Source organism: Nocardia vaccinii NBRC 15922 (genome assembly GCF_001613305.1).
GTDB classification, from domain to species: domain Bacteria; phylum Actinomycetota; class Actinomycetes; order Mycobacteriales; family Mycobacteriaceae; genus Nocardia; species Nocardia vaccinii.
Genome location: NZ_BDCC01000033.1, coordinates 242,416 through 265,985, shown reverse-complemented (window position 1 = coordinate 265,985; position 23,570 = coordinate 242,416). Strand labels below are relative to the sequence as shown.

Sequence of the window (23,570 nt, the reverse complement as noted above, 5' to 3'; positions counted from 1 at the left end):
TACGTTCCGCACACCCGGGGGCGGTGGTTGGACCAGCAGGCGGCGACGGATGCGGAACACGCGGACCGCGCCTGCGCACTCGCCGAGCGGGAGGTGCCCGCGATCGCCGACATCCCTACCCGCACAGGGAATCGAACAGGTCTGCGCATCGATCGGTGTCGACACGAGCTGCGGCGCACCCGGTCGACGGCTCGCATCCGCCGGACCGACGCCGACCGCGCTATGGGAAACGGTGAATTCTCGTCCGTCGCGACGTGGACATGGCACGAACATGCCTGGCGGCCTGCGAAAGTCATTCCGCCGAAAACGAACCTACCGGCCAGTTATGTGAGTTACCGTTCCGGATTGTCGATGTGAGTGGCGATTCCGCCCGCACACCGGCGTGATTCCGGCTGAGAGTTGGGGGTTCCGCAATGCGGCGGTTCACGGGAATTCGGCGGTCCAAACCGGTCCTGGTGGTGCTGGCGGCGCTGCTCGCGGCGGCGACACTGCCGCTGGGCGGGGCGTCGGCCGATCTGCAATCAGATATCGCCACGCAGGTCCGGCAATTCCTGGACGTCGGAACGACATCGGTCCCGCGTGCGAACTGCGGACCGGGCTCCTTGCCGGAAACCGGTATGCAGGGCGACGTTTCGGCCGCGGACCGCGACAGCGGACGCAGTAAACAGGGCTATCGCTGCAACATCTCACTGGTCGGCGGCTACACCGGGCGCGGCGCGGGCATCACCTCGACCACCTTCGACCACTGCTCCTACACCGGCTCGTTCTTCCCCGGCGACATCCTGGGGCCGGCACAGGGCGTGCAGGTGCTCGATGTGGCCGATCCGGCACATCCGGTGCTCACGGCCACCCTCACCGAACCGGCGATGCTGGCGGGCACCTGGGAGAGCCTGAAGGTCAACGCCGCGCGAAAGCTGCTGGTGGGCACCGGTGTTCCATTGCTCGAGGGCGCGGGACTGCTGTCGGTCTACGACATCTCCGACTGCGCGCACCCGCGACTGCTCAACCCCGGTCCGGGTAGCAATCTCGCGATGCCGCTGCCGATCACGACGCACGAGGGCGGCTTCTCCCCCGACGGCCGCACCTACTGGGCCTCCGGCATCGCACCCGGTTTCCTCAGTGCCGTGGATCTCACCGATCCGTCGAATCCGCATGTGATCTGGCAGGGGCTGGCCGGTATCGAGGCGCACGGGTTCGGCATCAGCCCCGACGGCAATCGCATGTACCTGTCGGCGCTGGCCGGATTCACCGTGCTGGATATCAGCGCCGTCCAGCGACGCGATCCGAACCCGCAGGTGAACCACATCGGCCGGGTGTTCTGGACCGACGGCTGGGCCACCCAGCACAGCATTCCGGTCACCTACGGCGGCAGGCCGTACCTGTTCACCGTCGACGAGGCGGGCGCGGGCGGGGTGAAACTCGTGGACATCTCGGATGAGCGAAATCCGCACGTGGTGAACAAGATCAAGCTGGAGATCAACCTGCCCGACCACCTGGACAGCCAGCTGGCCTCCTCGATGGGCGGTTCGGTGTTCTCCTACGATCCGCACTACTGCGCGGCCGACCGGCCGGACAATCCGACGGCGCTGGCCTGCGGCTGGGAGTCCTCGGGCATCCGGGTGTTCGACGTGCGGGATCCGTTCCACGCCCGCGAGATCGCCTACTACAACCCGCCCGCGCGCACCGGACAGAACCTGGATCTGTGGAATTCACCGCACGCGCTCGCCTCACTCATCGGACCGCCCGCGCTCGAGGGCTTCTCGATGGCCCGCGCGGTGCTGGACGGGAAATTCGATCCGGCCAAGGCGCTTTCGCCGCGGACCGGGATGCTGGCCTTCGGTGATCTGTCCACGGACTGGTGTTTCGCCCCGCCGGAGTGGCACGGCAGTCAGCTGTGGACCACCTGCAACGACAACGGCTTCATGGTCCTGCAACTGGACCACACCGTGTATTCGCCACCCGGGAACCAGCATTCGATCGTGGGTTCCTGATGGGCCGCGACCTCCCGGCGTCGTGGACGCGGCCGGGCGCGCGGGCCTACCGAATCGCCGCGTATGCCGCGACCGCGCTGATCCTGCTGGTCGTCGGCGCCGCGTTGCGCCCGGTGATCCTGCCCGAGCACCCCAGTCCCACACCGATTCTCAACGACGTGGAGATCGGCTTCGCCCAGGACATGATCACGCACCACGAGCAGGCCCTGTTCCTGGTCCAACGACTCGATCCCGGAGTGGATCCCACCGTGCTGCGCCTCGCCCGGCAGATCGATCAGTCCCAGCGGATGGAGATCGGCACCATGCTGGGCTGGCTGCGGCTGGCCGACGCCTCGCCGATGTCCGAACATCCGATGGCCTGGATGCACGCCGAAACCGCTGCCGCGCCGACGCATTCCGCCATGTCGATCACAGCCGCGACAACCCCGGCCGCGACCGCCATGCCCGGCATGGCCTCGCAGGCCCAACTCGACACCCTCGCCGCCGCACGCGGCCGTGACGCCGCGGTCCTGTTCCTGCAGTTGATGTATCGCCATCATCTGGGCGGCATCACCATGGCGCGCGCCGCCGATCGCGCCCTGCACTCCGGCGCGGTCAAGGAGCAGGCCCGCGCGATGATCACCGCCCAGGGCCAGGAGGCCGGGATCATCGCGCTCATGCTGCAACAACTGGGCGCTCAGCCACTCCCCTGACGCCGCGGCCGATCACCCCCGAAAACGACGATGCCCGCCGGATTCACCGGCGGGCATCAGCACGGACAGGTCAGATCGGCGGAAAACCGGAAGACCCCGTGGAGAACCAGTTCCAGAACGCGGACGCGTGCGCCAGAATCACACTCACCACGTCAATGGCGGTACTGCCCATCAAAACTTCCTAACATCGAAGGCTCATCCCCCGCTCGCGCGAGGAGCACAGCGGCGAAACGTCAGACGGACCAAAATTGGACCCGGGTATGGTAACAGACAGGTCACAACCAACCTCCCAACAGCGGCGAGAACGAGAGCCGCGGAGCGGATCCGCGTGGGGTAGGTACCAACCAGCTATTACCGCCGAGTAACATGACGGTCGTACTTTTTCCATCCGGCTTTCTCGAAATGAGGCAGTAGATGACAGAGCGGATTCTCCTCGGCGGGCTTCAGGTGGCAAGTGTTCTGTACGACTTCGTGCAGAACGAGGCACTCCCCGGCACCGGTGTGGATTCCGCCGCGTTCTGGACCGGTGCCGAGCGGGTCGTGAACGACCTCGCCCCGCGCAACCGTGCCCTGCTGGCCGAACGCGACGAGATCCAGGGCAAGCTCGACGCCTGGCACGCCGAGAACCCCGGCGCCGGGTACGACAAGACGGCCTACAAGCGGTTCCTGACCGAGATCGGATACCTGCGTCCCGAGCCCGCCGACTTCGCCATCGGCACGCAGAACGTGGACGACGAGATCGCCACCACCGCGGGCCCGCAGCTGGTCGTGCCGGTGATGAACGCGCGGTTCGCGATCAACGCCGCCAATGCGCGCTGGGGCTCGCTCTACGATGCCCTGTACGGCACCGACGCCATCCCGGAGACGGGAGGAGCAGAGAAGGCCGGTCCTGCCGAAAACCCTGGCTACAACAAGGTCCGCGGCGACAAGGTCATCGAGTGGGCGCGCAATTTCCTCGACGACGCGGTGCCGCTGATCACCGGCTCGCACATCGGCTCCACGGCATACAAGATCGTCGACGGCGAGCTCGAGGTGACCCTGGAGGACGGCACCGGTATCGGCCTCGCCGACGCCTCCGCTCTCGTCGGCTACCTGGGCACTCCCCAGGCCCCGACCTCGATCCTGCTGCGCCACAACGGTTTGCACATCGACATCCAGATCGATCCGGCTTCCCCGATCGGCAGCACCGACAGCGCCGGGATCAAGGACGTCGTCCTCGAGTCCGCGGTCACCACGATCATGGACTTCGAGGATTCGGTCGCCGCGGTCGATGCCGAGGACAAGGTGCTCGGCTACCGCAACTGGCTCGGCCTGATGAAGGGCGATCTGGCCGAAGAGGTCAGCAAGGGCGGCAAGACCTTCACCCGCACCATGAACCCGGACCGGGTCTACACCGGCTTGGATGGCAAAGACGTTGTGCTGCACGGCCGTTCGCTGCTGTTCGTGCGTAACGTCGGCCACCTGATGACCAGCGACGCGATCCTGGACGCCAACGGCGACGAGGTGCCCGAGGGCATCCTGGACGCGCTGTTCACCTCGCTGACCGCGATGCACAGCCTGCGCGGCGAGGCCAAGGTCTCGAACTCCCGCACCGGTTCGGTCTACATCGTCAAGCCCAAGATGCACGGCCCGGACGAGGTGGCCTTCGCCAACGAGCTGTTCGCCCGCGTCGAGGGTGTGCTGGGCCTGCCCGCCAACACCCTCAAGGTCGGCATCATGGACGAGGAGCGCCGCACCACTGTCAACCTGAAGGCCTGCATCGACGCCGCCCGGGAGCGCGTGGTCTTCATCAACACCGGCTTCCTGGACCGCACCGGCGACGAGATCCATACCTCGATGGTGGCCGGGCCGATGGTTCGCAAGGCCGATATGAAGAAGCAGCAGTGGATCGCCTCCTACGAGGACTGGAACGTCGACACCGGCCTGAGCGCGGCTCTGCCGCACAAGGCCCAGATCGGCAAGGGTATGTGGGCGATGCCCGATCTGATGCACGACATGCTCGAGCAGAAGATCGGCCACCCGCGCTCGGGCGCGACCACCGCCTGGGTGCCCTCCCCCACCGCGGCCACCCTGCACGCCACGCACTACCACCAGGTGAACGTGTTCACGCGACAGGCCGAGATCGCCCGCGGCGGCAAGCGCGCCACGGTAGATCAGATCCTGGAGATCCCGCTGGCAGCGAATCCGAACTGGTCCGCCGAGGAGATCGCGAACGAACTGGACAACAACTCCCAGTCCATCCTCGGCTACGTGGTCCGCTGGATCGATCAGGGCGTCGGCTGCTCCAAGGTGCCGGACATCAACGACGTCGCGCTGATGGAAGACCGTGCGACCCTGCGCATTTCGAGCCAGCTGATGGCGAACTGGCTGCGGCACGGCATCGTCACCGCCGATCAGGTCGTGGCCAGCCTCGAGCGGATGGCCCCGGTGGTGGACCGGCAGAACGCGGGGGACGCGAACTACCGTCCGATGGCTCCGGACTTCGCCGCGAGCGTCGCCTTCCAGGCGGCGAAAGAGCTCATCCTCGAGGGCTGTGACCAGCCCAACGGGTACACCGAGCCGATCCTGCACCGGCGTCGTCGCGAGGCCAAGGCGCTGGCCGCCAAGGGCTGAGTCTCGAAACGGGCACCGATCCAGGCACAACCGGGCCACAACCCCGCAGATCCCCTGGCCGAACGTCGTTCGGCCAGGGGATCATTGGTTTCCGGGGGAAGGCGTGGGTATGTGTGCGATCCGGAAAATCCTGTTGTGCGTCGGCACCGTGTGCGCACTCGCGTGTGGCGGCGCACCCGCGGGCGCGGACATCGGTGCCGGCCTGCCCGCGCCCACCCGGGGCGTCGACGGCCCGCCGCCCGGTGCGAACGACTGGAATTGCGTTCCCGCACAACAGCATCCACGGCCGGTCGTGCTACTGCACGGCACCACCGACAACGAGGGCGCCTGGGCGGCGTTAGCTCCGGAACTGGCCGCCGACGGGTACTGCGTCTACACCCTCGACTACGGCCGGGACACCAGCACGGCGGTCGATGCCGCACTCGGCGCGATTCCGGGCGTCTACGGTCTGGGTGACATCGCCGCCTCCGCCCGCGAAGTCGCGTCCTTCGTCGACCGCGTGCTCGCCGCGACCGGGGCCCGCCAGGTGGATCTGGTCGGCCATTCCCAGGGCGGTCCGCTCGCCCGGCAGTACATGCGCTTCGACGGCGGTACCGATCCGGCGGATCCGGCGCGGAACCGGGTCGCGCATCTGATCACCCTCGGCGGGACCAATCACGGCGTCCCGCTCCCGGGACTGGCCGCGCTCGGCGTCACCGGGGCGGCTCTGCGGCCCGGCACTCCCCCGGGCGACGCGGCCCGGACCCTGATCCCCGTCGCGGCCCTACAGCAGGTGGCGGGCAGCGACTTCCTGACCCGGCTCGACGCGGGCGGGGACACCGAACCGGGCGTCTCCTACACCGCGATCGCGACCCGATACGACATCACCGCCATACCGCCGCAGGCAACTTTCCTGACCGCCGGACCCGGCGCGAGCGTCCGGAACGTGTGGGTCCAGGACGTGTGCCCGACCGACATCGTGGATCACGAGATGCTCCCCTTCGATCCCGTCGTGGGTCACCTCGTCGAAACCGCCCTGGACCCTGCCTATCCGGCACGGCATCCGGTGCCGTGCCCGACACGAATTCGGCCGGGGCCACCGTAACGGTGGCCCCGGCCGGACGGAACGACAGACTCATCGAACGCCGAGCGAGGTCGATCTCGCCCGGCGATCACTCATCCCTTCTTCGGTGGCTTCGCGCCGAACAGTTGGACGTCGAAGGTGTGGCTGATGAAATCCTTTGCGACGTAGACGATTCCGAGCAGCACCGCGATCATCACGATCGCGAAGCACACGTACGCGACCGTCTGGAAGACGGTGTTGCGCCCGGCCGGCGCACCGTTCACGGTGGCGGTCTCCATGGACCAGAACCGCACCCCAACCGCGAAGATCAGCGGAATGCCGACACCGAGGATCAGCGCGATCAGCATCACCTCGCCGAGCGAGGTGGCAATGGCATCGAATGTATGCATCGGAACCCTCCTCAGGCGGCCGTGGTGACTTTGTCGGCGGAGGCGACTTCGGACGGCGGCGTGAGCCCGCCCTCCCACTCCTCGTTGACGTTGCTGGTGTCGACCTTGTTCTTGCGCGAACGCAGGTAGATGTAGGTCGATGCGGCAATCAGGATCACCGCGTCGATCACCACACCGCCCAGTCCGGGGACCAGATCGGTGATACCCCAGCACACCGCACCGACGAGCGCGGCCAGTGGCAGGGTGATGATCCACGCGACGCCCATCCGGCCGAGCACACCCCAGCGCACCTCCGCACCCGGCTTACCCAGGCCGGTGCCCAGGATGGAACCGGTCGCGGCGTGCGTGGTGGACAGCGGCAGACCGAACTGCGCCGAGGTCAGGATGATCGCCGCCGAGGATGCCTCGGCCGCGAATCCCTGCGGTGCGTCGATCTCCACCAGGCCCTTGCCCAGGGTGCGGATGATCCGCCAGCCGCCCAGGTAGGTGCCCAGCGCGATGGCCAGCGCACAGCAGATCTTCACCCACAGCGGGATCTCCTGGCTGTTGTCGGCCGAGCCGTACGCGACCAGGGCCATGAAGATCACGCCCATGGTCTTCTGCGCGTCGTTGGTGCCGTGCGCCAGCGAAACCAGTGCGGCCGAACCGATCTGGCCGATCCGGAAACTCTTGCGCACCTTGACCGCGTCCGAGGTCTTGGTCAGCCGGTAGACGATGTAGGTGCCGAGGCCGGCGACGATCGCCGCGACGATGGGGGCGAGGAGGGCCGGGACGACGACCTTGTTGATCAGGCCGGTCTTCTCGTTGCCGGTCCAGATCACCCCGGACACGCCGAGAGCGGCCATCGCGGAACCGATCAGCCCGCCGAACAGCGCGTGCGTGGAACTGGACGGGATGCCGAACAGCCAGGTGATCAGATTCCACAGAATGCCACCGACGAGACCGGCGAATACGATCTGTAGCAACGCCATGCCGTGTACATGGTCGATCCGCAGCAGGCCGGATGAGACTGTCTTGGCCACCTCCACCGAGAGGAACGCGCCGATCAAATTCAGCGCACCGGACATCGCCACTGCCGTACGCGGCCCCAGCGCACCCGTGGCGATCGAGGTCGCCATCGCGTTCGCGGTGTCGTGGAAGCCGTTCGTGAAATCGAAGGCCAACGCCGTGACTATAACTATGAGAAGGACAATGAGTTCTGCGCTCACTCGACCAGTTTCGTCCCGGCAAGCTCCACTCACCACCACACGGCGAGCTGTTCACCTGACGTTCAGCTGATAATCCACTTTCGGTGGTATAGCGGAGTGCCGCAAGTCACGTGATGCGTCATCATGACGCGCGGAGTTCATTCACCGGTGATTCGCATCACCTCGGCGACACCTTCGCGGGGTGGCCGGACCGCCACGCGGCGTCCGAACACCGTGCGACGGCTCAACATTCGTCCGGTGCGGGCACCGCCTGCAGACGCTGATCCAGCCAGCTGATCAATCCCGGCCAGCCGGTGTCCCCCGCGAGGAAGTGTTCGCCGGGAACGTCGCGGTAGATCGCGGTCACGCCCAAGGCGCACTGCTGGCGGTACAGTTCGCGGGCTCCCGCGGCCGGGATCCAGAAATCCTGAGCGCCGTTGTACACCAGTAGCGGCATGGCCGATTTGCGCGCCGAGACGTCGGTGGCCTCGAACACCTTCCGCGCCACCGCACTGTGCAGCGGATCGGAGATGTTGGCGGCGATATCGATCGGTGGTGTGATCACGCCCGGCACCTCGATCAGATTCATGCACACGTTCTTCAGCGATGAGGTCGTCACCTGCTGTGCCAGGTTGTTCATCGCGGCGAGAACCTCGGAATGCTCACGCCCGATACCGAATACCGCGGCCATGAAGACGCCGGTCGCGAGGTTGGCGTTCATCGTGGTCGAGAGCATGCGATAGTCGGCGGGCACGCCACCGACCGCGGCGCCGACCGCCGATGTCGTCAATTCCGGTGCGTACTCGGACATCAGCACCGCCGCGGCCCGCGTCGCGATCGCGCCGCCGGAGTACCCCGTCATCGCGAACCGGCCCGAACCGAGTTCGCCCGGGAACAACTTGCGCACACCGCGAATGGCGTCCAGTACCGCGTGACCGGCCACGTACGGTTCGGCATAGGCCATGTCCGGGCCCTCGTGATCGGGAATGAGCACCGCGTATCCGCGCAGCGCGGCCAGCTGCGTCAGCGGCGGGAAGAAGTCGGCGCTGTTGGTATTGGCCGAATAGCCGTGCGCCAGTGTGTAACTCGGCGTGCATTGCCGCCCGAGCCCATCGATCGCCAGATTGTTCACCAGCATCGGCCGATCACCGGGGCCGGTCCACGCCGTGGCGGGCAACACCAGCGAGGCCGTCGCGAAGGTGGGCTCGCCGTGCGCACCGGTGGTGCGGAATTTCAGCTGTAGTACCTGGCGTACCGGCACCGTCAGCAGCGGTGCGGCCATCGCGGTGACATCGCGCGTCTCGACGACGTCACCGGGCGCCAGGCTCGCCAGGCCCGGCGGCCGCACATCGAACATCGGATCGCCGATGTTCGACGGCAGGACCGCGGCGCGCAGGGCCGCCGGATCCGTTGCGACACCGGAAGTCCCGGTTTGGGCGGACGCCTTCGGAACCGAGGTCGACTGGGTGAGCTCCGGACGCGGCACCACCGCATCGATCCACTGTTGCAGATCAGTGATGCCGAGCCCGTGCGGCACCGGAATGGTCGGCAACGCAGGAGGATCGGGCGGCTGCGCCCGCCCGACAGCGGCGACACCGCCGCAGGAGACGACGACGGCCAGAACGACTACACACCGAGCCCACACGAGCCACCCCGCAATCCATGCGTACCGAAACGAAGGCGGCGGCACCAGCTTCCAACCCCGTGCCACCGCCGCGAATTATGCAGCCGATCGTATAGCTCCCCAGGTCCGAGAAGTCGGCGTGTCTCGACACCGTGACCAGATCGTATGCGGGAATAGTTCTGGCGCGCGCCATGTTGGAATCTGCGGCACACAGCCGTCGCGTGTGCGGAAAAAAATGACCCGACAGCGGCGGTAACGCTGTGTCACCATGAGGACGATGTAACAACCGCCTCGGCCAGTTCCCGGCCGGGGCGCGACTTTCGGCGAATACGGGAAGGAGGTGGCCGATGCCTTCGATGAATACCGATGTCCCGCAGCAGATCTGCGTGTACCGGGAACGGTTGTCGAACAGCCCGTCGCGTGATGCGCGCAAGGGTATCGCGTTCGGCCGCCTCCCGGTCGCGGCCTGACCGCCCACTCCCCGATTCCGATCCGAACTCCGCATTTTCACGAAACATGGTGACGCCCATGCCATTCCGCCCTGCCGCCCGCGCGGCCATCGACTCGGACAACTGGATACACACCGAAGTGCTGGTGCTCAACGCCTCTTACGAGGCACTCACCGAGGTCGGCGCGGACCGCGCCGTGGTGCTGCTGATCAGCGACGCCGCGGAGATCGTCGTCGAGCGCGCGCCGCGCTTCCCGATCCGCTCGCAACACGTGGAAATCGCGCTGCCGGAGACGATTCGGCTGCGTCGCTACGTCTACCTCGGGCATCGGGTCCTGGTGCACGACGAGAGCCGCGCCACGCTCGCGGGCGTGCTGCGGCGTGATGAGCACCGGTGCGGGTACTGCGCGGGATGGGCCCGGACCGTCGACCACATCCTCCCGCGCAGCCGGGGCGGCCCGAACACCTGGTCCAACCTGATCGCCGCGTGCGCGGACTGCAACACCCGCAAGGCCGATCGCACGCCCACCGAGGCGGGCATGCGACTGCTGTGGGAGCCCAAGGCGCCGAACGACCTGGCCCGCGCCCAGCGGCAGGTCTGGAAGAGCCTCGCGACCACCCCACCCGACGACCACCACATGACACAGCGCACCCAAGGAGTTCCGCTATGACCAACGCAGTGCAGGAGCCGACCCTGATCGACCTGTTCCCGCTCTCGGACGCCAAGGACTGGCAGGCCGCCGCCTGCCGGGGCGACCCGAACCACGACGCCTGGTTCCCCTACCCGTCGCAGGACTTCGCGTACGCACGCGGCATCTGCGCCGGATGCCCGATCCGGCGCGCCTGCGGCGACTTCGCCACCCGCACCGGTCAGTCGGGAGTTTGGGGTGGTCACGAGTACGATCGCGGCCGGATGATCCGGGATTGAGGACCCGCCCCGGCGTCACCTGATGCCGGGGCTGTGGCCTGCGTCACCGGCCGCCGGGTCCAGGCTCGGGCGCGCGGAGCGGCACTTATCGCGTGACCATACACTGAGCGTCGTGGGTACACATCGCAGCATCGGCGGAACACGAGGCGTCAGCAAAGGTTTGGTTATTTCCGTGGTAGCGGTGCTGTTATTCGCGGTGGCGGTCGTCGGCTGGTTCTGGCTCGGCCGTCATTCCGCGGACCAGAATCGCAATGCCGCCGCCGAATGCGTCGAAGGCCCCGCGACCCTGGCGGTCACCGTCGATCCGGCCGTCGCCGGGCCTGTCCGCAGCGCCGCGGACAGGTTCACCGCCACCAAACCCCACGTTCGCGATCACTGTGTCACCATCGCGGTGAACTCGCAGCCCTCGGCGGCCATGGTCGCCGGATTCACCGCCAAGACCTGGGACACCAAATTGGGCGCACCGCCCGCGCTGTGGATCCCGGACTCCTCACGCTCGGTGCAGTCCATGCGCATTCCGGGTGTGATCGAGGGCACTCCCGAACCCGTCGCGGTCAGCCCCATCGTGCTGGCGGTGCCGGATCAGCTGCGCCAAGCCCTCACCACCGCCAAGACCTCCTGGGCCGATCTGCCCACGTTACAGCAGGGCTCGATGAGCAAACTCGGCCTGGGTAGCTGGGGCGGACTGCGGATGGCTCTGCCGGGTGGGGACGGAACCCTCGCCGCGGCCACCGCCGTCGGCGCCGCGGTCTCGGGCTCGGATCCACTGACCGACGATTCCGCGCATTCCGGGCAGGTGATCTCGGCGATCTCCCGCCTGGCCCAGAACGCACCACAGTCCGCCGACGTCGCCAGCGCGATGAACACCGTCGCGACCTCCGCGAACAATGTCGCCGCCGCACCCGTCCACGCTGTCGCGGTTACCGAGCAGCAACTGAAAGCCAATGGCGGCCTTGCCGAATACCGTCCCAGCGGGTCCGCACCGGTCGCCGATTTTCCGGCCGCACTGCTGACCGGATCGTGGGTGGATCAGACGCAGCAGGTTGTCGCCGGAATGTTCGCCGATTATCTGCGTGCTCCGGCGCAGCAACAGCTGTTCACCGCCGCCGGATTCGGCGGCGCACCACCGCAACCCGCACAGGTGCCCGCCAAATCCGTTCTGGATCAGGTTCATTCGGTTCTGGCCAACCCGGTGCTCGGTGTGCAATCGACGGTCCTGATCGACACCTCCGCATCGATGGCCACGAACGACGGCACGATGACGCGACTGAACAACACCATCGGAGCCGTGGAGTCGACCCTGGACACCATGCCCGCCGACTTCGGCGTCGGCGTGTGGACCTATGCGGGCGATTCCGGTGGCAGTCCCTATCGGATCGTCTCCAAGACCGCGCCGCTGACCGACCAGCATCGTTCCGAATTGGCTCAGGCACTGGGCAATATCTCTGCCACCGGCTCCCAATCGGACCGCGCCTACCCGGCGCTGGAGGCGGCATACAAGAGCGCGGTGAGCGGATTCGCCGCGGGCCGAACCAATTCCGTACTGCTGATCACCGGCGGCCCCAACGACAATTCCTCGGTCACCGGACAGCAGCTGATCTCCGACCTCACCGCCGACACCTCCCACCACGTCCGCGTCGACGTCATCGTCATCGGCGGCCAGGGCGCGGCAACCCTGCAAACCCTCGCCCAGAAGACCGGCGGCACGTACACGAAGGTCACCACCTCCGACGACCTGTCCTTCGGCACCGCGGTCAACAAGGCCCTGACCACACCGTGACCGGGCCACCGGCATACGTGGTATGTCCGCGGGGTGCCGATGATCGCCGACCGAGCGCGCACATCGCCGGAACGCCAGGTATGTCGGGTCAGCCGCGACCTCGTCCGGATGCGGTCCCGTGCCGTGCCGGCAACGCATGGGTGCGGTAGAAGTCCAGATGCGCGCGGGCCGCGGCATCCCAGGTGTGCGCGGCGGCGAGTGCGAAACCGCTTGCGGCGCGGGCGTAATCGGCGGTCAGGGCGTCTGCCAGTCGGTCCGCGAGGTCGGCGGCGTCCGCGGCGTAACCGACGGTATCGCCGAATACCTCGCGCAGGACCGGCAGGTCGCGGGCCACCACGGGACGGCGAGCGGCGAGTGCCTCCATCGCGGCCAAGCCGAATCCCTCCCGCACGGACGGGAAGGCGAAGACATCGCACGCTGCGACCAGCGCGGGCAGATCGTCGTCCGCGACCGAGCCCAATACCACCGGCTCGAGGCCGAATTCGCCACTGCGGCGCTCGAATTCGGCACGATAGTCGCGATAGTCGAACAGCGTCTCACCGCCGGCGAAGACCAGGGACAGGTCCCCGCGGCGGCGGCACAGCAGCCGGTATGCCTCGAGCAGATCGATACTGCCCTTGCGGGGTTCGATCCCGCCGACGGCGAGGATGTAGGGGCCCAGCCGATCACGCCACCGCTGCCGGGCCGCGGTCGCCTGCGGCGTCGAGGCTGCGGCGGCGGAGAACCGCTCGGCCAGTACGCCGTTCGGAATCACGGTAGGCTCGAATCCCCATCCGGCCCGCACCTCCCGCGCAACCGCCCGCGATACGCAGATCCGCGCGTACGGCCTGACGATCGCCTGCTCGTGACACTGCGCCAGCACCGGGGTGGTGAAGTGGTCGAGATGGTGGATGGTGCGCACACAGGGGCCGACCGCGTTCGCGCTGATGCAGTCCTGCGCGTGCACCACGTCGTACTCGGCGGCGGCGAAATTCGCCCGCAGAACGTCGATGGATCGGACGATCCGGTTCGCGACCTGTTCACCCGGCACATCCGGGAACGGCACCAGCCGCAATCGCACCCGGTCGTCGACCACCCGGAAGAACCCCTGGTCGCCGCCGCGCGCCAGCGACCAAACCGTCACCTCCACACCGAGATCGCTCAGCGCCTCTGCCAGGTTCAAGGTGTGCACCACACCGCCGCGAGGCTTGGTCGAATAGGTCAGCAGGGCTACCCGCACAGCACGCCTCCTCCGGGCTCACAGCAGTGAATCACCTTGTACGGGAGGGTGATTCGATCAAATAGGCATCGGTCCGGCGCTCCGCGAGGTGATCGAGCACCCGCCGGGCCCGGGCGATCTCGGCTTCGACGTCGACGGTCACCACGGCCAGCCCGCCCTTGGATCTGGTCGTGGCCAGGATGTCGCCACCCGGTCCGACGACCTTCGCCTGACCGAGGAACCGCAACTCCCCCTGCACTCCGGTCTGATTCGAGGACACCACGAAGACCTGGTTCTCGGCGGCTCGGGCGCAGTCGTACAGGTCGAACAACCGGGACTGGCGGTCTGCGGGCAGCCGGGCCGCGCGGTCGGTGACGCTGGCCGGCCATGCCGACAGCGCCGCGATGACGGTAGCGCCGTCGAGGGCGAGCGACCGCGCCGATTCCGGAAACGTCTTGTCGTAGTCGATCAGCATCCCGAGCCGCCCGACCGGGGTGTCGAATGCGCCGAAGGCGTCTCCCGCCGCATAGGCCAGATGTTCACCGTCAGGCTGGTGGACCTTGCGATGGGTGCCCAGAACGCCGTCGCCGGACAGGCACACCGCGGTGTTGTACCGCAGATCGCCCGCCGCTTCGGCATATCCGACGCATACCGTGACCGGACCGGCCGCCGCGATCAGGGCGGCGATCTGCGGGCTGTTCGGATCGAGCGCCGGTGGCAGGTCGTCCAGCGCCGGACTGCGGAGATCGCCGATATATCCGCCGAGCGCCGCGTCGGGGAACACCAGCAGATCGACGCCGTCACGCACCGCGGCGTCGATCAGCCCGAGCGCCTTGTCCAGCCCTCGCTCCAGATCGCGACCGAAGTGGCCCGCGACCGCGCCCAGTGTCACCATCGTCATATCCGCACTCCTTGTCCGGCAGCGTTTATCGTCGGGCAACGTCCACCGTCCGGCAGCGTCCACCAGCCGGCAGCATCACTGTCCAGTAGCGTCCACCACCCGGGAGCGCCCACGGTCCAGTAGCGTCCACCACCCAGCAGCATCCACTGTCCAGTAGTGCCCACCGTCCCGTAGCGCCCACGATCCAGCAGCATCCACCACCCAGCAGCATCACTGTCCAGTAGCACCCACCGTCCCGAAGCGCCCACCGCCCAGCAGCATCCACTGTCCCGCAGCGCGCTGCGTCCGGCAGCATCCATCGGCCAGCGGCGTCGGCCGACCGGTCGTGCATCCCAGGTGTCAGGCGGCTCCGAGTCCGGTCACGCCGGAGCCGAATGCCACTGTGATCGTTCCGTCCGGCCAACGGAACCTCACCCCCGGCTCTGCCGTCAACCGTCCGCACGGCGCGGCGGTCAGCGGCGCGGGGACCGTGTGCACGGGCTCGGGATCGGCGACGAGCATGGCGAAGCCGGGGAAACAGCCCAGCCACGCGCCCATCGACGCCCCGGCGGGCCGGGGCACGGCCGCGATATCCAGTTCGGCTCCGGTTCCGGACGCCTCGGCGAGCATGCCCAGTGTTCCGGCCAGACCCGCCATACTGACATCCTTCGCCGCTGCCGGACGCAGCCGCGCGACCACCTCCGCCATACCACGCAGCTCGGTCGCGCTGCGCCGACTCGTGCTGTCCCACTGCCGGTCTCGGTATCCGGGCCGCCAGTCGCCGCCGAGGTCGGCGATCAGGGAGACCTTGTCGCCGATCGCGCCGCCGCCCGCGCGAACCGGTGTGGGCGTGACGCCCAGCGCAGTGACCGCGAGGGCAGCGGGAACGCCGAGTTGGGTATGACCGCCCAGCACCGGCACACCCCAGGCATCGGCGGCTGCCGCCAGGCCGCGCACGATCCGATCCAGCTGTGACGCGGTGGGTGCGGCGAGCGCATCGAGCAGCCCGAGCGGCCGCGCGCCCATCGCCGTGAGATCGTTGACGTTCACCAGCACCGAGCACCAACCGGCCCACTCCGGATCCCGCTCGACCATCGACGGCAGAATCGCATCGCATGCCGCGATCACCTCCGTATCCGGCACGGGAGCACCGTCATCGCCCCGGAAGCCCGCGGCGCCCAGTCCGTGGGCCTGCCGCAGGAATGGTCTGAGCAGCGCGCCCAGCGGAGCCTTGGTGGCCTCGACGGCGCGTTGCACCGATCCCACCGGCCACCGCATCCGGCGGTGTGCGCGACCGCCGACGACCGGCCCGGGACCGGTGTCCTCCCAGCCCAGATGCCGGAACAGGGCCGCGTGGCGGTCCTGGACAGTAGCGTCGAAACGCAGTGCGCCGGCCGACTCGACATGTGCGCACGCCGCGCGAACGAGCGCCGCGCCGACTCCGCGGGAGTGGCAGGTGTCCGCGACAGCGAGCCTGCTGCCCGACCACCAGCCGATATCCGCGCCGGTGGCCGGATCGCGGTGCGACACCAACCGCACGCCGCCCAGCACCACCCCCTCCGGTGTCATCGCGACGAGAGTGGTCGTCCGCGGATCGGCATCGAACTCGTCGAGGTCCGATCGGACGAAAAGCTGTTGCCGCTCGACGAATTCGCGGTGACGCTGGCGCAGATGGTCTCGCCGGGCCCGGACGTCCGCCACGGTGACGTGGAATTCGGGCCGCCGCGCACGCGGCTCCCCCGCCAGAATCGACAGGGCCGAGGCAGCCGCCGCGGCAGGCGTATGCGAGGCGCCGTCCAGCATGGTCAGGCTCCCATCACTCGGAGCAGACCGCACGCTCCGCAGGCCGCGCAGCCCGCCTGCTGTGCGGCTCCGCGCATTCCGATTCGCAGCAGGTGGTCCGCGACCGCTCGAGTCACCCGTTCCAGCACCGGTGGATCAGGCGCGGTCGCCCGGTCCACGTCCACAGCCAGGGTGCCCGCGTGCGGCCGGAACGGCACCACGAACGGATATACCCCTGCCGTCGCCAATTCGATTGCCCCGGAGATCAATTCGTCCGGATCCTCGCCGAGGCCGACCAGCAGGTAGGTCGACACCCGGTTACGCCCGAACACCCGTACCGCCTCGTTCCAGGCTCGGCGATATTCGGTCAGTGGCACGGTTGCCTTGCCCGGCATCCAGCGCCGCCGCACCGCGTCGTCGAGCGACTCGACGTGGATGCCGATGGCGTCGGCCCCCGCCGCACGCAGGTCGGCCAGGACCGACAGATCCGCGGGCGGCTCGCACTGCACCTGAATCGGCAGATCCGGAACCGCCTCCTTCACCGCACGCACGCATCGGACCAGATGGCGAGCCCCACGATCGGGACCCGCCGAGGTGCCGGTGGTCATGACCATCTGGGTGACGCCGTCCAGATCGACTGCCGCACGGGCGACTTCGGCGAGTTCGGCGGGCTGCTTCACCGCGGTGGTGGCTCCGGCACGCAGCGATGCCTCGATGGAGCAGAATCGGCAACGCCGATCCTCCCGGTATCGGATACAGGTCTGCACCACGGTGGTCGCCAGTACGCCTCGGCCGTGCAGCTTCGCGATCTTCTCGTAGGGCACGCCGGCGGCCGTGACCAGATCGTAGAACCGGGGCCGGCTCACGGCCGTGATCTCGACGCCGGTGTCGGTGCCGTCGTACAGCACCCTGTCTCCGTCGAATACATACGGGCTGTTGGGATTTCGCGGCACCGCGGCGGGCAGGCCGTCGATGAGCAGATGACCGTCGTCACTGGGCCCGGCACCACCGGTGCGGTGCACCGGTGGCGTGCCGCGAATTCCGACGAGCGTCAGATCCACTCGGGTCGGAGGCAAGCTCATGATCGAACTCCGTTCTCGGACAGAACATCCGGCGCCATCGCCGAGGACAGGGCGGCGACGGTGTCGGCGACGTGTTTCGCGTCCCGGTCGATGCCCAGGAAACGTCCCGAACCCCAGGTGTGCATCCAGGGCAGACCGATGAAGCTCAACCCGGGTACCTCGGTGACGCCCCGAGTCTGCATCGGACGGCCACCGCCGTCGAACGCGCTCGCCTCGATCCAGCGGTAGTCGGGCCGATAACCGATGGCCCACACGATGCTTCGCACACCGGCCGCGGTGAGGTCGAGTTCCGTCGGATCCGCATCGGGGGCCCAGACCGGGGCATAGCGGGAAGGCGGGGGCGCATCGATCCCGGCTTCCTGGATGTAACGGTCGATATCCGAACAGATCGAGTTGTACACCGAGTCGGCCTGATCGAGTGCCGCGGTCAGAGTGGGCGCGAAGTGCAGTTCGGCGTCCTTGCCGCCGATCAGCGTGCCGTACAACGCCATTCCCTCGGCGGCGAAGCGGCGCAGATCCACGTCCCGGCCGCCGTCGCGGCCGGTGACGTAGTGGTTGGTCTTCTCTCGCGCCGCCGTACCGCCCGGATATTGCTGGGCGGGCGTGTCGTACACGCCCATGTCGGCGAGCCAGGTCATGCAGTCGCGGCCACGGTAGAAGCGGGCCACCCGCGGTGCGCTGCCGACGGCGAGGTGAACCGACCGGCCCGCCAAGTGCAGATCCTCGGCGATCTGCGCACCGGACTGTCCGGTGCCGACCACGAGCACGGCCCCGTCGGGCAATTGCTCCGGATTGCGATACTGCTCCGAATGTATCTGCGCGACCATGGGATCGAGCGCGGCGGCGAAGGACGGCAGGATCGGCAGCGGATATCCGCCGGTCGCCACGACCACCTGCGCGCAGCGGAGCGTCTCGATTCCGCCCGCCGACTCGAGAGTGAGCTCGAAACCCGCTGCGGTACGGCATAATCGACTGACCTTCGTGTGCATGCGCAGCGGCGGGTCGAACGTGCCGAGCCATCCGGCAAGCCAGTCCACGACCTCGTCCCGGGTCATGAACCCGTCCGGGTCGCGCCCCTCGTAGACGTAGCCGGGGAGCCGGCAGTGCCAGTTCGGCGTGACGAGTGTGAAGTTGTCCCAGCGCGTGTCGGCCCAGGCGTGCATCGGCGTCCCGGACTCGACCACCAGATGCTCGATCCCGGCCCGGCCCAGATACCAGCTGACCGACAGCCCGGCCTGCCCGGCGCCCACCACAACGACCGGGACGAACGTCTCAGGCATGTGCCACCTCCCGCCAGGGAGCGGCCGCGGTGTCGGCGGCGACCAGTGGCCCGTACACGTCCGGCCTGCGGTCCCGCAGGTGGAACATGCCCGCGCGCATGGTCGTGAACGTGCCCTCGACATCGACCTCGGCGACCGCCAGCCCGCTGTCGAGGGCGGTGGTGGCCAGGACATTGCCACCCGGGTCGACGATCTTCGCATTGCCCACGTACCGCAACGAACCGAAGGTGCCCGACTGGTTCGACGCCACCCAGAACACCTGATTGTCCAGTGCCCGAGCGGTATCGAACAGATTGAACCGGTAGGTCCACCGGTCGTCCTGCAGATTCTCCGCGGTCGCGGTCCGTGCCGCCGGCCAGGCCGACAGACTGGCGATGATCTCCGCACCGCCCAGCGCCATCATCCGCGCGGCCTCGGGAAACGCCTTGTCGTAACAGATCTGCAAGCCGATTCGCCCGACCGGTGTATCGAAGATGCCGTAGCCGTCACCGGCCGAATAGGACATGTTCTCGCCCAGCGGCTGGTGCACCTTGCGGTAGCTGCCGTAGATCCTTTCCCCATCCAGCAACACCGCCGCGTTGTACCGGGTTTCACCGTCGTCGCCGAGTTCACAGAAACCGATCGCGAGGATCATGTCACCGGCGATGGCTCGCACCCGCGCCAATTCCGGGCCGTCGAGCCGGATCGCCGGTGGCAGCGAGCGTGTCGTGGTTTTCACGGTGTCGCCGTGATTGCCCAGGCTGGACAGGTAGCCGCCGATGGCGGCCTCGGGAAAGACCAGGAAGTCCACCTCGCGCCGCTCGGCCTGTGCGACGAAATCGGCGATGGTGGCGAAATTCTGTTCCAGGTCGCGGGTGAAGTTGGCGGCAACCGATCCGATGGTGACCATGGTGTACCTCGTTACCGATGACGTGCCGGATCACACCATGTAGGTGGAATTGATGATCGCGCCCTTGCGCGCGTAGTGGATGACCGCATCCTGTACATCCAGCGGGTGTGCCGGGATGACACCGGTGATCAGATCCTCTTCGCGGGCACCGTGCAGAGCCAGGCCGAAGCGGCAGCAGAACACCGTGCCGCCCTCGCCGATGAATGTCGCCAGCGCGTCGTTGATATTCTGCTCACCAGGGAATCCGGAATCACCCGTCTTCGGGAATCCGCGAGTGGCAAGGCAGTTCAGCGCGCCCGGCCCGTAGAAGTAGATCGCCGACTCGAAGCCCTTCCGCAGCGCACGCGTCGCCTGCAGAACCGCCACGAACGCCACGGAGGATTCGTGGGCTATGCCGTGGACCAGGGTGAAGTAGCTCTCCCCGTTCTCGGCCTGGTAGTCGGGGAATATCTTGGTGCCGCCGTACAGATTCGAACCGGCAGGCAGAGACGGGTGTGGAATCTCGGCGAGGGACTTCTCGATATTCTCGGTGATGGTAGCGTCGAATACGGACATGGGGCACTCCCGGAATGGTGGCGAACGGCAGTACGATTACCGTCGAGTGATATCGGACCGCGCGTCGTTGCGAAGACGAAGCCGGATCGCGGAACGATCCGAAGCTGTAGCTTTTCCGGCTACAGTTAGATTTCACGCTCGACGTATTGCGCAATGGTTACCGATGGAATAAATGCCCGGCCGAATTCCGTAACATTGTGCGCCCGAAGCTTTTCCGACCGAGCTGCGGTGCCGCCGCCGCTCGGGATCGGATCGCAGAGCCCTTGCCGGTCAGTCGGTGTAGGCGTCCGGAGGCGGACAGGCGCAGACCAGGTTGCGGTCGCCGTAGGCGCCGTCGATGCGCCGGACCGAGGGCCAGATCTTGGCGCGGGCCGCGCCGAGCCCCTGTGGGTAGACCGCGGTTTCGCGGCTGTAGGGATGGGTCCATTCGCCCACCAGGCAGGCGGCGGTGTGCGGCGCGCCGCGCAGCGGACTGTCCGCGACGGGCCAGACGCCCGCGGCGACCTGGTCGATCTCGCCCTTGATGGCGATCATCGCATCGACGAAGGCGTCGAGCTCCTCGAGATTCTCACTCTCGGTGGGCTCGACCATCAGCGTGCCCGCGACCGGGAAACTCATCGTCGGCGCGTGAAAACCGAAGTCCGCCAGACGTTTCGCCACATCGTCCACGGTGACTCCGGTGCGCTTGGTGATCTCGCGCAGATCCAGGATGCATTCGTGCGCCACGACGCCGTCCGCGCCCGTGTACAGCACCGGGAAATGCGAATCCAGCCGTTGCGCAAGGTAATTCGCCGAGGCGATGGCGGTCAGCGTGGCGCGGCGCAGCCCGTCCGCACCCATCATGCGGATATAGGACCAGGTGATCGGCAGAATCGATGCCGAGCCGTACCGGGCGGCGGACACCGCGTGCGAGCCCGTTTCGAGCGGATCGCCCGGCAGATACTTCGCCAGATGTTCGCGCACCGCCACCGGGCCGACGCCCGGACCGCCGCCACCGTGCGGAATGCAGAACGTCTTGTGCAGATTCAGGTGTGAGACGTCACCGCCGAACCGGCCCGGACGGGCAAGTCCGACAAGAGCGTTCAGGTTCGCCCCGTCGACGTACACCTGACCGCCCGCATCGTGCACCAGGGCACACAGCTGCGCGACCTCGTGCTCGTACACTCCGTGCGTGGACGGATAGGTGATCATGATGCAGGCCAGCCGATCGGCGTGGTCGGCGATCTTGGCGCGCAGATCATCCAGGTCGACATCGCCGTTCTCGCGGCACTTCACCACCTCCACGCGCAGCCCGGCCATCGCCGCCGACGCGGCATTGGTGCCGTGCGCACTGGACGGGATGAGGCAGGTGTCGCGCCGGGTGTCACCGCGATCGAGGTGATAGCGCCGAATCGCCAGCAGCCCGGCGTATTCGCCCTGACTTCCCGCATTGGGCTGCAGGCTGACCCGGTCGTATCCGGTGATGGCCGCGAGCCATGCCTCCAGATCCTCGATCACCCGCAGGATGCCGGGCACGTCCTGGACGGGGGCGTACGGGTGCAGGCGGGCGAATCCCGGCCAGGTGATCGGTTCCATCTCCGCGGCCGCATTGAGCTTCATGGTGCACGATCCGAGCGGAATCATGCTGCGGTCCAACGCGATATCCTTGTCCGAAAGCTGCCGCAGATAGCGCAGCATCGCGGTCTCGGTGTGATACCGCGTGAAGGCCGGATGCGTCAGATACTCCGACTGGCGGTCCTCGATACCGGGTAGCGGCGCACGGTCCGAATCCGCTGTCGCACCGAAGGATTCGAGCACGATACCGACAAGTTCGGCGGTGGTCGCCTCATCGCACGCCACCGAGACGTGGTCCGCGTCGACCAGGCGCAGATTCACGCCGCGGCCCTGCGCCTTACCGACCACGGCCTCCGCGCCGCCGGGCACCCGCACCAGCACGGTGTCGAAGAACCGTTCGTGCACAACGGCTTCCCCGAGTCCGGTGGCCAGCTCCTCGGCGTACCGATGCACCCGCCGCGCGATCGCGCGCAATCCGTCGGCTCCGTGATAGGAGGCGTACATGGCCGCCACGATCGCCAGCAGCACCTGTGCGGTACAGATGTTCGAGGTAGCCTTCTCCCGGCGAATGTGCTGCTCACGGGTTTGCAGCGCGAGCCGGTAGGCGGTGCTGCCGTCCGCGTCGACGGACACCCCGACCAGGCGGCCCGGCAGCTGGCGCGCGTGGGCGGTGCGCACCGCGAGATAGCCGGCGTGCGGCCCGCCGAATCCGAGCGGCACACCGAAACGTTGTGTGGTGCCGAAACATACGTCCGCGCCCTGCTCCCCCGGCGGCGTGATCAACGTCAGCGCGAGCAGGTCAGCGCCGGCGGCCACCAGCGCACCCCGTTCGTGCGCGGCCGCGATCAGCGCGGTCCAGTCCACGATGCGACCGGACGCACCGGGCGTCTGCACCAGCACACCGAAGAATTCACCTTCCGGCAACCGGGGCGGGCTCATGGGCATGTCACTGCTCAGATCCGCCTCGACGATCTCGATCCCCAGCGGTTCGGCGCGGGTGTACAACACGGTGCGAGTCTGCGGAAACAGATCGGCGTCGATCAGCAACCGCACGGACTTGTTCGCCCGATTTGCCCTGCGCAGCAACGTCATCGCCTCGGCGGCGGCGGTCGCCTCGTCGAGCATGGACGCGTTCGCCACCTCCATGCCGGTCAGGTCCGAGACCATGGTCTGGAAGTTCAGCAGCGCTTCGAGCCGTCCCTGGCTGATCTCGGGCTGGTACGGCGTATAGGCGGTGTACCAGGCCGGATTCTCGATCAGGTTGCGAACCAGCACCGGCGGGGTCAGCGTGTCGTAATAGCCGAGCCCGATCATCGAGGTCGCGACGGTGTTGGTGTGCGCGAGTTCGGCGAGTTCGGCGAGCACCTCGTGCTCGGACGCGGCCGGGGGCAGCACACCGAGACCGGTGTCGGCGGCCTGGTCGATGATCGCGGCGGGAACGGCGCGCCCGGCCAGATCGTCGAGCGAACGCACGCCGACGACGTCGAGGATCTCGGCGAGGGCGGCGGGATCGGGACCGATATGACGGTCGGCGAAGGGACGGGTCACGGTAACTCCCAGGGGTCGGGCGGCGTCGACGAGCAGGTCGACAACGTCGGGCCCTCCCCCTCTGTCGTGGCGCCTGAGAGATTCGGG

20 protein-coding genes are annotated in these 23,570 nt (G+C 67.7%); 8 read left to right on the top strand and 12 right to left on the bottom strand.

The features are described 5' to 3' along the window. The first annotated feature begins 413 nt into the window (after positions 1–413). The 4 genes from NV1_RS22510 to NV1_RS22495 all read left to right on the top strand — a co-directional run bounded on the left by NV1_RS22510 (position 414) and on the right by NV1_RS22495 (position 6,380). On the top strand, positions 414–1,991 hold the full coding sequence (locus NV1_RS22510) for an LVIVD repeat-containing protein (RefSeq protein ID WP_067894491.1): 1,578 nt from the start codon (positions 414–416) through the stop codon (positions 1,989–1,991). Then, positions 1,991–2,683 (top strand): DUF305 domain-containing protein, encoded by a 693-nt coding sequence (locus NV1_RS22505; protein WP_067894489.1) that lies wholly within the window; start codon positions 1,991–1,993, stop codon positions 2,681–2,683. Before NV1_RS22510 ends, NV1_RS22505 begins: the two co-directional genes overlap by 1 nt. Positions 2,684–3,097: 414 nt before the next feature. After that, positions 3,098–5,296: a malate synthase G gene (locus NV1_RS22500; RefSeq protein ID WP_067894487.1), complete on the top strand. Its 2,199-nt coding sequence runs from the start codon at positions 3,098–3,100 to the stop codon at positions 5,294–5,296. A gap of 109 nt (positions 5,297–5,405) precedes the next feature. Then, positions 5,406–6,380, top strand: a complete 975-nt coding sequence (locus tag NV1_RS22495; protein ID WP_067894785.1) for an esterase/lipase family protein — start codon at positions 5,406–5,408, stop codon at positions 6,378–6,380. Between the two features lie 71 nt (positions 6,381–6,451). Here the strand turns inward: NV1_RS22495 and NV1_RS22490 are convergent, their stop codons facing one another. The 3 genes from NV1_RS22490 to NV1_RS22480 all read right to left on the bottom strand — a co-directional run bounded on the left by NV1_RS22490 (position 6,452) and on the right by NV1_RS22480 (position 9,487). Then, on the bottom strand, positions 6,452–6,748 hold the full coding sequence (locus tag NV1_RS22490; RefSeq protein ID WP_067894484.1) for a hypothetical protein: 297 nt from the start codon (positions 6,746–6,748) through the stop codon (positions 6,452–6,454). 11 nt (positions 6,749–6,759) lie between these two features. Then, entirely contained in the window at positions 6,760–7,956 is a 1,197-nt protein-coding gene (locus NV1_RS22485) for an inorganic phosphate transporter (RefSeq protein ID WP_067894481.1), read from the bottom strand. A 223-nt stretch (positions 7,957–8,179) separates the two neighbouring features. Further along, a complete protein-coding gene (locus tag NV1_RS22480; RefSeq protein WP_245713860.1) occupies positions 8,180–9,487 on the bottom strand; it encodes a lipase family protein in 1,308 nt (435 codons plus the stop codon). A gap of 419 nt (positions 9,488–9,906) precedes the next feature. Between NV1_RS22480 and NV1_RS46435 the strand changes: the two genes are divergently transcribed. The 4 genes from NV1_RS46435 (at position 9,907) to NV1_RS22465 (ending at position 12,715) form a co-directional block, all read left to right on the top strand. Further along, complete coding sequence (locus tag NV1_RS46435; RefSeq protein WP_281181870.1) at positions 9,907–10,029, top strand: hypothetical protein; 123 nt, start codon at positions 9,907–9,909, stop codon at positions 10,027–10,029. A gap of 58 nt (positions 10,030–10,087) precedes the next feature. Continuing rightward, entirely contained in the window at positions 10,088–10,678 is a 591-nt protein-coding gene (locus tag NV1_RS22475; RefSeq protein ID WP_067894779.1) for an HNH endonuclease, read from the top strand. After that, positions 10,675–10,935, top strand: a complete 261-nt coding sequence (locus tag NV1_RS22470; protein ID WP_067894479.1) for a WhiB family transcriptional regulator — start codon at positions 10,675–10,677, stop codon at positions 10,933–10,935. Before NV1_RS22475 ends, NV1_RS22470 begins: the two co-directional genes overlap by 4 nt. A gap of 112 nt (positions 10,936–11,047) precedes the next feature. Further along, a complete protein-coding gene (locus NV1_RS22465; protein ID WP_067894477.1) occupies positions 11,048–12,715 on the top strand; it encodes a VWA domain-containing protein in 1,668 nt (555 codons plus the stop codon). Positions 12,716–12,803: 88 nt separating this feature from the next. On the opposite strand, the gene NV1_RS22460 is transcribed toward NV1_RS22465, so the two are convergent. The 9 genes from NV1_RS22460 to gcvP all read right to left on the bottom strand — a co-directional run bounded on the left by NV1_RS22460 (position 12,804) and on the right by gcvP (position 23,483). Further along, positions 12,804–13,934: an MSMEG_0565 family glycosyltransferase gene (locus tag NV1_RS22460; protein WP_067894475.1), complete on the bottom strand. Its 1,131-nt coding sequence runs from the start codon at positions 13,932–13,934 to the stop codon at positions 12,804–12,806. 31 nt (positions 13,935–13,965) lie between these two features. Continuing rightward, a complete protein-coding gene (locus NV1_RS22455; RefSeq protein ID WP_067894473.1) occupies positions 13,966–14,814 on the bottom strand; it encodes a carbon-nitrogen hydrolase family protein in 849 nt (282 codons plus the stop codon). Further along, the gene (locus NV1_RS43745; protein WP_157117236.1) at positions 14,811–15,062 is read right to left on the bottom strand and encodes a hypothetical protein; all 252 of its coding nucleotides are present in this window, start codon (positions 15,060–15,062) and stop codon (positions 14,811–14,813) included. Before NV1_RS43745 ends, NV1_RS22455 begins: the two co-directional genes overlap by 4 nt. 91 nt (positions 15,063–15,153) lie before the next feature. Further along, complete coding sequence (locus NV1_RS22450) at positions 15,154–16,596, bottom strand: MSMEG_0567/sll0787 family protein (RefSeq protein WP_067894470.1); 1,443 nt, start codon at positions 16,594–16,596, stop codon at positions 15,154–15,156. Positions 16,597–16,598: 2 nt separating this feature from the next. Further along, complete coding sequence (locus tag NV1_RS22445; RefSeq protein ID WP_067894468.1) at positions 16,599–17,657, bottom strand: MSMEG_0568 family radical SAM protein; 1,059 nt, start codon at positions 17,655–17,657, stop codon at positions 16,599–16,601. Beyond that, positions 17,654–18,937 carry an MSMEG_0569 family flavin-dependent oxidoreductase gene (locus tag NV1_RS22440; RefSeq protein ID WP_067894466.1) on the bottom strand — a complete coding sequence of 428 codons (1,284 nt, stop codon included), beginning with the start codon at positions 18,935–18,937 and terminating at the stop codon, positions 17,654–17,656. The genes NV1_RS22445 and NV1_RS22440 overlap by 4 nt, the downstream gene beginning before the upstream one ends. Beyond that, the gene (locus NV1_RS22435; protein WP_067894464.1) at positions 18,930–19,826 is read right to left on the bottom strand and encodes a carbon-nitrogen hydrolase family protein; all 897 of its coding nucleotides are present in this window, start codon (positions 19,824–19,826) and stop codon (positions 18,930–18,932) included. Before NV1_RS22435 ends, NV1_RS22440 begins: the two co-directional genes overlap by 8 nt. A 30-nt stretch (positions 19,827–19,856) precedes the next feature. Next, a complete protein-coding gene (locus NV1_RS22430) occupies positions 19,857–20,381 on the bottom strand; it encodes an MSMEG_0572/Sll0783 family nitrogen starvation response protein (protein WP_067894462.1) in 525 nt (174 codons plus the stop codon). A gap of 270 nt (positions 20,382–20,651) precedes the next feature. Further along, on the bottom strand, positions 20,652–23,483 hold the full coding sequence (gene gcvP / locus NV1_RS22425) for an aminomethyl-transferring glycine dehydrogenase (RefSeq protein WP_067894459.1): 2,832 nt from the start codon (positions 23,481–23,483) through the stop codon (positions 20,652–20,654). Positions 23,484–23,570 lie beyond the last annotated feature (87 nt).

What these genes read in the sequence shown, in the direction of transcription:
- NV1_RS22495 (WP_067894785.1), top strand. Translation starts at nt 5,406, where the DNA reads ATGTGTGCGATCCGGAAAATCCTGTTGTGCGTCGGCACCGTGTGCGCA.
- NV1_RS22435 (WP_067894464.1), bottom strand. Translation starts at nt 19,826, where the DNA reads ATGGTCACCATCGGATCGGTTGCCGCCAACTTCACCCGCGACCTGGAA.
- NV1_RS22475 (WP_067894779.1), top strand. Translation starts at nt 10,088, where the DNA reads ATGCCATTCCGCCCTGCCGCCCGCGCGGCCATCGACTCGGACAACTGG.
- NV1_RS22430 (WP_067894462.1), bottom strand. Translation starts at nt 20,381, where the DNA reads ATGTCCGTATTCGACGCTACCATCACCGAGAATATCGAGAAGTCCCTC.
- NV1_RS22470 (WP_067894479.1), top strand. Translation starts at nt 10,675, where the DNA reads ATGACCAACGCAGTGCAGGAGCCGACCCTGATCGACCTGTTCCCGCTC.
- NV1_RS22500 (WP_067894487.1), top strand. Translation starts at nt 3,098, where the DNA reads ATGACAGAGCGGATTCTCCTCGGCGGGCTTCAGGTGGCAAGTGTTCTG.
- NV1_RS22490 (WP_067894484.1), bottom strand. Translation starts at nt 6,748, where the DNA reads ATGCATACATTCGATGCCATTGCCACCTCGCTCGGCGAGGTGATGCTG.
- NV1_RS22510 (WP_067894491.1), top strand. Translation starts at nt 414, where the DNA reads ATGCGGCGGTTCACGGGAATTCGGCGGTCCAAACCGGTCCTGGTGGTG.
- NV1_RS46435 (WP_281181870.1), top strand. Translation starts at nt 9,907, where the DNA reads ATGCCTTCGATGAATACCGATGTCCCGCAGCAGATCTGCGTGTACCGG.
- NV1_RS22440 (WP_067894466.1), bottom strand. Translation starts at nt 18,937, where the DNA reads ATGCCTGAGACGTTCGTCCCGGTCGTTGTGGTGGGCGCCGGGCAGGCC.
- NV1_RS22445 (WP_067894468.1), bottom strand. Translation starts at nt 17,657, where the DNA reads ATGAGCTTGCCTCCGACCCGAGTGGATCTGACGCTCGTCGGAATTCGC.
- NV1_RS22450 (WP_067894470.1), bottom strand. Translation starts at nt 16,596, where the DNA reads ATGCTGGACGGCGCCTCGCATACGCCTGCCGCGGCGGCTGCCTCGGCC.
- NV1_RS22455 (WP_067894473.1), bottom strand. Translation starts at nt 14,814, where the DNA reads ATGACGATGGTGACACTGGGCGCGGTCGCGGGCCACTTCGGTCGCGAT.
- NV1_RS22505 (WP_067894489.1), top strand. Translation starts at nt 1,991, where the DNA reads ATGGGCCGCGACCTCCCGGCGTCGTGGACGCGGCCGGGCGCGCGGGCC.